Origin of the sequence: Candidatus Synechococcus spongiarum SH4, from assembly GCF_000586015.1 — a bacterium.
GTDB classification, from domain to species: Bacteria; Cyanobacteriota; Cyanobacteriia; order PCC-6307; family Cyanobiaceae; genus Synechococcus_B; species Synechococcus_B spongiarum_F.
The window spans coordinates 1-7,835 of sequence record NZ_JENA01000067.1 but is presented as its reverse complement, the minus strand read 5'-3'; the positions used below and the strand labels follow the sequence as shown (position 1 = coordinate 7,835).

General features: G+C 62.7%; 9 protein-coding genes and 2 tRNA genes. 5 read left to right on the top strand and 6 right to left on the bottom strand.

Features of this window, described 5'->3' with window-relative positions; genetic code table 11:
* Positions 1-47: 47 nt before the first annotated feature.
* A tRNA-Leu gene (locus BG35_RS0104545) sits at positions 48-131 on the bottom strand.
* Between the two features lie 252 nt (positions 132-383).
* Between BG35_RS0104545 and murA the strand changes: the two genes are divergently transcribed.
* From murA to BG35_RS0104525, 4 genes are all read left to right on the top strand, one after another.
* Positions 384-1,712, top strand: coding sequence for a UDP-N-acetylglucosamine 1-carboxyvinyltransferase (murA, locus tag BG35_RS0104540; protein WP_025781894.1), 1,329 nt, complete (start codon positions 384-386; stop codon positions 1,710-1,712).
* A gap of 34 nt (positions 1,713-1,746) precedes the next feature.
* Positions 1,747-1,828 (top strand) — tRNA-Leu (locus tag BG35_RS0104535).
* Between the two features lie 27 nt (positions 1,829-1,855).
* Positions 1,856-3,094, top strand: a complete 1,239-nt coding sequence (locus BG35_RS0104530; protein ID WP_025781893.1) for an aspartate aminotransferase family protein — start codon at positions 1,856-1,858, stop codon at positions 3,092-3,094.
* Between the two features lie 3 nt (positions 3,095-3,097).
* Positions 3,098-4,408, top strand: a complete 1,311-nt coding sequence (locus tag BG35_RS0104525) for a bifunctional folylpolyglutamate synthase/dihydrofolate synthase (protein ID WP_051506142.1) — start codon at positions 3,098-3,100, stop codon at positions 4,406-4,408.
* 57 nt (positions 4,409-4,465) lie between these two features.
* Here BG35_RS0104525 and BG35_RS0104520 read toward each other — a convergent pair whose 3' ends face one another.
* The 5 genes from BG35_RS0104520 to BG35_RS10280 all read right to left on the bottom strand — a co-directional run bounded on the left by BG35_RS0104520 (position 4,466) and on the right by BG35_RS10280 (position 6,874).
* A complete protein-coding gene (locus BG35_RS0104520) occupies positions 4,466-4,612 on the bottom strand; it encodes a CAB/ELIP/HLIP family chlorophyll-binding protein (protein ID WP_025781891.1) in 147 nt (48 codons plus the stop codon).
* Positions 4,613-4,672: 60 nt separating this feature from the next.
* On the bottom strand, positions 4,673-4,819 hold the full coding sequence (locus BG35_RS0104515) for a CAB/ELIP/HLIP family chlorophyll-binding protein (protein WP_025781890.1): 147 nt from the start codon (positions 4,817-4,819) through the stop codon (positions 4,673-4,675).
* A gap of 88 nt (positions 4,820-4,907) precedes the next feature.
* Positions 4,908-5,834: an NAD(P)H-dependent glycerol-3-phosphate dehydrogenase gene (locus tag BG35_RS0104510; RefSeq protein WP_025781889.1), complete on the bottom strand. Its 927-nt coding sequence runs from the start codon at positions 5,832-5,834 to the stop codon at positions 4,908-4,910.
* A 318-nt stretch (positions 5,835-6,152) separates the two neighbouring features.
* Positions 6,153-6,524 (bottom strand): DUF8663 family protein, encoded by a 372-nt coding sequence (locus BG35_RS0104500; protein ID WP_373276965.1) that lies wholly within the window; start codon positions 6,522-6,524, stop codon positions 6,153-6,155.
* Positions 6,525-6,598: 74 nt separating this feature from the next.
* The gene (locus BG35_RS10280; RefSeq protein WP_025781887.1) at positions 6,599-6,874 is read right to left on the bottom strand and encodes a DUF2973 domain-containing protein; all 276 of its coding nucleotides are present in this window, start codon (positions 6,872-6,874) and stop codon (positions 6,599-6,601) included.
* Positions 6,875-6,900: 26 nt separating this feature from the next.
* On the opposite strand from BG35_RS10280, the gene BG35_RS0104490 reads away from it, so the two are divergent.
* Positions 6,901-7,835, top strand: a 935-nt coding sequence (locus BG35_RS0104490) for a trypsin-like peptidase domain-containing protein (RefSeq protein ID WP_152535169.1), incomplete at its 3' end; no start/stop codon positions are given.

The window sequence follows — 7,835 nt, the reverse complement described above, 5'->3', positions numbered from 1 at the left end:
TTGCCCGCGGTTCCTGAACCGAGGCCTGGATCAATCGTAATCAACAGTGCGGATGGGGAGACTTGAACTCCCATGGCATTGCTGCCACTAGTACCTGAAACTAGCGCGTCTACCGATTCCGCCACATCCGCAGGCGTGGGCAGGGTCAGAGCCCCCATGGCCTACTGCATTCCCTATCCTTTGGTTTGTGGGCAGGGGTTTTGTGGGCAGGGAAGGCGCCTTTGACCTTGTCATCCAACCATAGCACGTCCAGCCCAAGGAAATCAGCAGGAAACCGTTCGCCAGAATGTATGAACCTATGCCAGTTTCTCAACCGGAAGCCTGGCACAATTCAGTCTGACTGTCATTTTTTGGCTGAATAGCAATGCCAGCCTGAGCCCTTCATGACACTTGCAGCCCTGAACGCGCCTGTTGATCTGGGCAAGTCCCATTTATGCATCATTGGTCAGCAGCGGCTTGAGGGTGAGTTGCATGTCAATGGCGCCAAAAACTCCGCCCTGACGCTGATGGCGGCTTCCGTATTGAGCCATGAGCCCGTTCGCCTCCGGAACATGCCGGATCTGACAGATATTGGCGCCATGGCCCAAATCCTGGTCTCCCTGGGGATGGGATTTCACCTGGAGGGCTCCTCCGCCGTGCTCAGAGGCGGTGGACTCACGCGCCATGATCCGTCCTACGACCTCACCCGCAAATTGCGGGCCAGTTTCTTTCTGATCGGTCCCCTCGTGGCCCGCCACGGTGTGGCCAAGGTGCCCTTGCCGGGCGGTTGTCGCATCGGCAGTCGCCCCGTGCGGGAACACAGTAAGGGTTTGCAGGCCATGGGCGCCAGGATCTCCATGGAAAGCGGGGTGGTTTCAGCAGAGGCGCAGGGCAACCATGGCCGATTGCAAGGGTGCCCTATTCATCTGGACTACCCCAGTGTGGGCGCCACGGAAACCCTGATGATGGCTGCCGCTTTGGCCGAGGGGGAAACCGTGCTCCATAATGCGGCCCAGGAACCGGAAGTGGTGGATCTGGCGGGCCTGCTGAAGGCCATGGGGGCGAGGATTCAGGGCGCCGGATCCTCCACAATCAAGATCTCCGGGGTCAAGGAGCTCCACGGCGCGGACTATGCTGTAATTCCTGATCGGGTTGAAGCGGGCACGTTTCTGATCGCCGCCGCCGCCACCCGCTCCCGCCTCCACGTGACCCCCGTGGAGACCAGCCATTTGAGCGCTGTGCTGGCCAAGCTGGAGGCAATGGGCTGCAGCATCAGCCCCCAGGGTCAAGGCCTCACCATCACAACGCCAGGGCAGTTGCGGGGGTGTGAAGTGCGGACTCAACCGTTCCCGGGATTCCCGACGGATTTACAAGCTCCATTCATGGCTCTGCTGAGCATTGCCCAGGGAGATTCCTTCGTTACTGAAACGGTTTTTGAGAATCGCCTGCAGCATGTGGCTGAGTTGCAGCGCATGGGGGCCCAGATTCGCACAAATGGCAATGCTGCCCTTGTCAAAGGTGTCCCCATGCTCAGCGGCGTACCTGTGACAGGGACTGATCTGCGGGCCGCGGCAGCCATGGTGATCGCGGGACTGGTTGCGGACGGAGTCACCCATGTGTCGGGGCTGGAGCACCTTGATCGGGGCTACACTCGTTTGGAGGAGCGGCTTCAGGCCGTCGGCGCCCGGATCAGTCGCATTGACGCCACCCGAACTGCTTTACTGGCAGCCTAGATCTCTCTTACAGTTCAATCCCCAATCCTTCCCAGGGAGCGTGCCGGAATTGGTAGACGGACTCGACTCAAAATCGAGCGCCTTCGGGCATGTGGGTTCGAGTCCCACCGCTCCCATGATCCTTGTCTCCAGCCAGCCCGACGATGGCGGTTGATTCACAACTCTCGCCCCCCGCCGGCCCTGCCCATGGGGCTGCGGTGATGAACACCTACAGGCGTTTTCCGGTGACCTTCATCCATGGCCGGGGCAGTTGGCTGTGGGATCGCCACGGCGACCGCTACCTGGACTGTGTTGCGGGCATTGCGGTCTGTAGCCTGGGCCATAGTGACCCGGCATTGCAGCAGGCCCTCGGTGAACAGTTGGGTCGATTGCAGCATGTGTCCAACCTTTATTTCACCCCGGAGCAGGGGGAACTGGCCACCTGGATCACCGCCAACAGCCCCATGGATGCGGTGTTCTTCTGCAACTCCGGGGCTGAAGCCAACGAAGCCGCCATCAAGCTGGCCCGCAAGTATGGGCGCTGCAAGCGAGGCATTGAACAGGCCCGGATCATCACGGCCCGCGCCAGCTTTCACGGCCGCACCATGGCCAGCCTGAGCGCCACGGGCCAACCCAGGTATCACCAGGGTTTCACCCCCTTGGTGGAGGGTTTTCACCATGTGGCCTACAACGACTTTTCCGCCATTCAGCAATGCATCGATCACCTGGATTCCCAGGGTCCGGCCGTGGCGGCGGTGCTGCTGGAGCCGCTCCAGGGGGAAGGGGGGGTCCAGCCGGGGGATGCCGGCGTCTTTGCCGCCCTGCGCCAACTCTGTGATCAGCGGGGGATTCTGCTCATTCTGGATGAGGTCCAGGTGGGGATGGGTCGCACCGGGAAACTCTGGGGCCATCAACACCTGGGCATTGAGCCGGACGCCATGACAATGGCCAAAGGTCTGGGGGGCGGCTTCCCCATCGGGGCTCTGGCGGTGAAACACCACTGTGACGTGTTGCAGCCGGGGGACCACGCCAGCACCTTCGGGGGCAATCCTCTGGCCTGTCGGGCAGCCCTCACCGTGGCGGCAGAGTTGAAGCGCCGTCATCTGCTCACCCACGTACAGGAGCGGGGCGCCCAACTGCGCCATGGCCTGGAGGAGTTGGTGGCGGGGTTCCCCAAGCTCTGTGTCGCTGCCCGGGGCTGGGGGCTGATTCAAGGCCTGGTGCTGCGGGAGGGTGGACCCGGTTCCGCCCAAGTGGCCCAGGCCTGTCTTCAACAAAAGCTTCTGGTGGTTCCCGCGGGCGCCCAGGTGGTGCGCCTTGTCCCGCCACTCACCGTCAGTGGGGCGGAGATCGACACAGCCCTCATGCGGCTGCGCACAGCTCTGGGGAGCTTGGGCGTCTAGGTGATGGGTGCTGACGCCCAGGGCCCCGTCGGGGCGTCGTCCGGCTGGCCAGCCCCTGTTGACCTGAGCGACCTGCTGCCAGGCCAGACCAACGGTGTTGTCACCATGGGTCTGGAGCGGGTCAAAGGCGCCCTGAACGCCCTGGGCAATCCCCACAACAGCTTTGCGGCCATCCAGGTGGCGGGCACCAACGGCAAGGGGTCCATCTGCAGCCTGCTGCATGGGGCCTTGACGGCCCACGGCTTGCGCTGCGGGCTCTATACCTCGCCCCACCTGGTGAGTTGGTGTGAACGGATTCGTGTTGGCCAGGGGTTCATCGCACCCGCCACCCTGCGGAACCTGCTGTTGGAATTGCGCTCCCTGGCGCAGCAGTGGTCCCTCACGCCGTTTGAACAGTTGACCGTTGCCGCCTTCCTCCACTTCCATCGCCAGGCGGTGGACCTGGCGGTGCTGGAAGTGGGTCTGGGGGGCCGGCTGGACGCCACCACGGCCCACTGTCGGCGCTCCACCGTGGCCTTTGCCAGCATTGGCGAGGATCATCAGGAATATCTTGGCGCGGATCTCGCCAGCATTGCCAGGGAGAAGTCCGGTGTGCTCAGCCCGGGCTGTGTGGCCTTTTCCGGTCCTCAGCCTGCTGCAGTGGTTGCCGTGCTGCGTCAAGCTGCAGCGGCTTGTGGCGCCGCCATCACCTGGGTCCCCCCCCTTGCCGAGGACCAGTTCCAGGCCCTCAACCTTCCCCTTCGCGGCCGGGTGCAGCGCGACAACGCCGCAGTGGCCATGGCGGTGCTGGAGCACGTCAGCGCCACCCTGCACCCCCTGGAGATGCAGCGGAGCCGGAAGGGCATGGGGTCCGTGTGTTGGCCCGGTCGTCTACAGCATTGCCAGTGGCAGGGCCAACCACTGCTGCTGGATGGGGCCCACAACCGTTCTGCCGCCCTGAGTCTACGGCAACATCTGGACGACAAAGCCTCTGGGGGATCCATTCACTGGGTGCTGGGGATTCTGGCCAACAAAGACGCCATCGGCATGCTCCGGGCCCTGCTCCGACCTGGGGATCGGGCCTGGCTGGTGGCCATTGTGGATAGCTCCTGCTGGTCGGCTGATCAACTGGTCAGGCAGTTGCCTGAACCCCAGGCCGCCTGCCTGCAACTGGCGCCCCCCCATTTGAGGCCCACCTGGCCGGTGGCTGTTGCCTTGGGACAGGCCTTTCAGCGGCCGCCAGGATCGGAAGCGTGTGTGGTGGTGTCCGGATCCCTTTATCTCCTGGGTCAACTGCACCACCAAGGAGTGATTCAGGTTGTGGAACAAAATTGACCCGCAGGATCCCCAGTTTTGGGCAATGGGGAGACCTGCGGGTCCGCAGGGATTGGCTCAGCCGAGGCCGATCTGGCCGAGGATGCCCTGACCGGTGAGCACCTCGGTGATGAGGCCGATGGCGAAGCCCATCATGGCCAGCCGGCCGTTCCAGGTTTCTGCGAAGTCAACAAAGCCGAAGCGGGAAGATGCGGAATCAGACATGGCGGAACGAAGCGAGAGATGGGTGGTGGAAGGGACGGTTCCGTCCCGTGAGGCGCAGGTTCAGCCGAGGCCGATCTGGCCGAGGATGCCCTGGCCGGTGAGCAGTTCGGTGAGGAGGCCGATGGTGAAGCCCATCATGGCCAGCCGACCATTCCAGGTTTCTGCGAAGTCAACGAAGCCGAAGCGGGAAGATGCGGAATCAGACATGGCCCAGCGGGGTCACTGCATAGAACTGTAACGAAACATTGAGGAATGTGAAGGGGGGAAGGGGAACATATTGCCGTGAAAACCCTACCTACATGGCCCGTTGGGATTCGGGCCGCAGATTTCTCTCCATCAGGGAGGCCACGGATTCAGCAGGGGTGGCGCGCTGCTCAAGCAGCTTGAGCACCTGCCGAGCAATGGGTACGGCAAAGCCGTGGCGCTCCGCCAACGCCACAACGGCATGGGTGGTGGGAATCCCCTCAACTGTGCCTTCACAACAGGCCTCAGCCGCTGCCGGTGTTTTGCCGCGCCCCAACTCCAGTCCAAAGCGATAGTTGCGGCTCAGGGGACTGTTTGCCGTTGCCAGGAGATCTCCCAGCCCAGCCAGGCCATAGAGGGTCTGTGACTGCCCCCCCATGGCGCCGAGCACCACGCCCATCTCACTGAGGCCGCGGCAGAGGAGAGAGGCTTTGGCATTGCTCCCCAAGCCCAGGCCGTCCGACACGCCAGCCGCAATCACCATGGTGTTTTTCAGGGCGCCGGCCAACTCGGTGCCCCGGGGATCGTCATTGCAGTAAATGCGTAACTGCTGGCCACTCAGCACATGCTGCAGCTCCATGGCCAACGCCGTGTGGTTGGAGCTCAACACCGTGGCAGCGGGCAGTCCCTGGCGCAGTTCGGCGGAAAGATTGGGTCCACTGAGCACCAGACCCCGGACTTGCGGGCAGAACCGGCCCCATAGGCCAAGGGGGGTCAACAAGGTATCAACGGCAATGCCCTTGGAGCAACTGACCAGGGGCAGGCCGGTGGGTATCACCTGGCTGAGTTGAGGGGCCAGGCTGGGGAGGGCCGCCATGGAAACCGCACTAACCAGGAGGTCAGCGCCTGACAGGCAGTCTCCGGGATCACCACCCAGCCGCCGACTCCACCCCTGCACCTGATGCCCGGAACCACGGAAGAGCCGGGCCAGGCATTGACCCCAGAGGCCCAGGCCAAGGAGAGCAATGGTGTGGGCCATGGTTACCCCCTTCGCTGTTGTAAGTGGCGGACTGGCAAGTTGCGGAAACCGTTTGGCTCTCACGGAGGAGTCTAGTGGGGCTTGTATCCCCCCGATGGCCAGAGGTCAGCACAAGGCAACCAGACAAGAGAGGGTGAGGGCGCTCACCAAGCCCGCTGCGGTGAGGAGCTTGATGAAGGAGTTGTCCAGCAACCTGGCCGCGGGATTGAGGTGGAACATAAAGAAAACCTGAAACCCTGTCTCCAGTTTGTCCGGCCGTCACCGGTGACGCCACGTTTGTTGAGTACCTGTTTCCCCCCTTGAGATGGCAGGGATCACCTAGCGCACGTGCCGGGCGCCATCCACCGGGTGATAGGTCTCCCCTGTGACTTCCTCATAGAGATAGGCGGGGAGCCCTGTCTCGAACATGGTTTGGAGCGCTTCCTTCAAATAGGGGTTCCAACCCCCTGTGCTCACTGTGCCGTGGCGAACGGTCCAGTCCCAGGTCCCTTGCAGATCACGGGGGGCCCGCCCCTCCCGATCACGCCATGTGACCAGATCCTGAGACTCCACCAACCCCACCAGGATGGGGTCCTTGCCATAGGCCGGGGTCAGGGTCAATTCAAGGCGAATCGGATCTTCCTTCACCTGCCGCAACTGGAAGCGGGGGGGAAGCCTCAAGCCTTTCAAGACCGCAGCAACGGTTCGCATTCTCTTGTTCACGGGATCTGATGCATTGGTGAAAATCCAGGGAGGCCAGGACTCAACCACGGCCATCTCGGCTTTTAGCGCGGGGCCAGGGGGGGAGAGTCATCCGACTGTGGATCCGTACTGGTGGTTGGCGGTGGTTCGTTATCGCCAGTGAACCGCACTGTGAGCAACTCATCCTCCAGGAGGTTACCCTCTTGATCCAGCAACTCCGGATGAATGGTGACCGACTTGGAAGAGGTGCGGTCTCTCCTGTTGCCGGTCGCGCTAAACCCGCGACCCATGAGGCGGATGGCCTGGACCAGCAGCAAGACAAAACAGACTCCATAGAGTATGGGGATGATTTGGCTCATGGCTGGCTGACACGCACTACACGATCATGGCATTTCCATCTCCATTAACGCCAGCACCATGGCCATCCGTATGGCGTCGCACACCACCACGCCTTGGACGCCGTGGTGGCGCTTTGGCGCTGAGCTTGGCCCTGGGCTCCCTGGCGGCGGCGCCCACAGGGTTGGCTCAGCGGGAACTCATCACACCGGATTCTTTCGTCACGAAAGCGGCGCGCCGTTCTGGTCCCGCTGTGGTCCGCATTGACACGGTGCGCACGGTGACCATTGGCCGATTGCCGCCCCAGGGCCTGGGGCACCCGTTCTTTGACCAGTTTTTCAATCAGTTCTTTGAAGACGGCCTGCCCTCCCGTCAGCGCACCCAGCGGGAGCAGGGAACGGGAGTCGTCTTTGCCGAAGAGGGGCTGATCCTGACCAATGCCCACGTGGTGGAACGAAGCGATCAGGTGGAAGTGCGCCTGACCGATGGCCGCACCTTGGCCGGCGCCGTTGTGGGCCTGGACTCCGTAACCGATCTGGCGGTGGTGCGGGTGATGTCGCCCACCCCCTTGCCGGTGGCGCCCCTGGGGGACTCCGATGCCCTGGAGGTGGGGGACTGGGCCATTGCGGTGGGCAATCCCTTCGGGCTGGATAACACAGTCACCATGGGAATCATCAGCAATCTCAACCGCAACATCAGCAAGCTGGGCATTACCGACAAGCGGCTGGAGCTGATCCAGACCGACGCGGCCATCAACCCTGGCAACTCGGGAGGCCCCTTGCTCAATGCTGCGGGCGAGGTGATTGGCATTAACACCCTGGTCCGCAGTGGACCGGGGGCTGGTTTGGGCTTTGCCATCCCCATCAATCGCGCCCGCAGCATTGCCGAAGAACTGATCAGCACGGGCAAGGTGAGTCATGCCATGGTGGGGATCGGCCTGCGCCCCCTGACCCCTGAACTGGCCCGTGCGTTCAATCGGAACAG